1 protein-coding gene and 1 tRNA gene are annotated in these 1417 nt (G+C 55.0%); both read left to right on the top strand.

Annotation, left to right across the window (positions count from 1 at the left end; all coding sequences use genetic code 11):
• Positions 1-129: 129 nt before the first annotated feature.
• Positions 130-205 (top strand) — tRNA-Glu (locus tag AC1D34_RS37580).
• A 747-nt stretch (positions 206-952) separates the two neighbouring features.
• Positions 953-1273, top strand: coding sequence for a hypothetical protein (locus tag AC1D34_RS37585; RefSeq protein ID WP_476827032.1), 321 nt, complete (start codon positions 953-955; stop codon positions 1271-1273).
• The last annotated feature ends 144 nt before the right edge of the window (positions 1274-1417 follow it).

The raw sequence follows: 1417 nt of genomic DNA on the forward strand, positions 1-1417 counted from the left end.
CCTTTGACACATGGAGCCATGAGGGCGGGCGCGTCCATCGTTCGCCCTCATTCGATTTATCCCACGGTTTGTGCACGAAAACAGTTGCAGCGGCGCGGAAGCCCGACTAAACACCGCCCGTGCCGCGCTGCTCCCTTCGTCTAGCGGTCTAGGACGTCGCCCTCTCACGGCGAAAACAGGGGTTCGAGTCCCCTAGGGAGCGCCAATACGGCCAAATGAGCCTGTTTTATAAGGCTCTTTTCCTTCTCTTGTCCCGCTTCCGTTTTCGGTGGGACGATTGTCGAGCCAGCCTGAAGCTTCTTCATCGCTGAATCCGCCATCTGCGGCTTACGTGCTGCGCGGGTGTATCGCTCCACCTCCTCCAGCGTCCGATGCCCTGTAATGGGCATGAGTTCGTGGGCAATGGCCTGGCTTTCTGCCAGCCGCGCGAAGATGGCCTTGCGCAGTCCGTAGGGTGCGACTGTGGGTTTTCACCGGACATTCATGAACCCTGAGCGCTGTACCCATCTGTGACGTCGACATTGCGCGCCTGGACAGTGGCGAGATCATCTTCGCTGAACTGCGCAGCCGCACCGGATCTCGGTTCTGGATCGTTCCCAAGTAAGATTCGTAGCGGGGCGTGTGCGCGTGAAGCCTGATGCAGGGTGACGATCAGCATCGTTTGGCATCGCTGGTGAACTTGCTGCCGTTGTCACAGACGATCATCTTCCGCCCGCCGCGCTCGACGATCACGCGGTCGCGTTTGCGGGTGACCGGGAACTCACTTTACGGTGGTGCGCAATTCGGCATCCTTTCTCGGAGATTCGTCTGTTGAAAATCTCTTCTATCCCAAGGCGTTAGTGTCCTATAAATTCGATCAAAGCGTTGCTTTACTGCCACGATTAACGTAAGGGTATAGGAAGGTCTTATAATTATTTCCTAGAATAATTTGTTAATGATGGACGGAAATTGGATGAATGTTGTCCATGCATCATTCTCTACGGAAGAGCTTTCTCCGAATAAGCAGTTCGACGCTTGGCGCGGATGGTTCGGAACTGTTTTCAATGCGGTCATTGACGAGCCCGAAGCAGGATTTGTGGCTACCTGTGAAACCTGGAACTTCGGCGGGTTTGGCTTAAGCCGGGTTCAAGCTCCCAGGTTGCAAGCCATTAGAAGCGCTGGCCTTATTCGCCAAAATCCGATCGACCATTGGAACATCGCGGTCGGCAGAAAGCGAACAGCGGGAGAGGTGGGCGGTCATCGTGCTATCGATGTTCCTGCCGGAGTACCTTAGAGCCGGATTTAAAAGGAGTTGAGCGATATCAGCAGGTTGTGATTCCCGTTTGGTGCTGAATCAAAAGGGGTTTCCGATGGCCTGGACCGATATCGCTCGCGCCGAGCATAACCGTGATCGGCTTCGCTTTCCAAGTGATCTGAC

It is taken from the genome of Allobosea sp. P1_A7 (genome assembly GCF_056406775.1).

Bases quoted from the DNA above. Each gene is read 5' to 3' on its own strand.
- AC1D34_RS37585 (WP_476827032.1), top strand. From the start codon at position 953: ATGAATGTTGTCCATGCATCATTCTCTACGGAAGAGCTTTCTCCGAAT.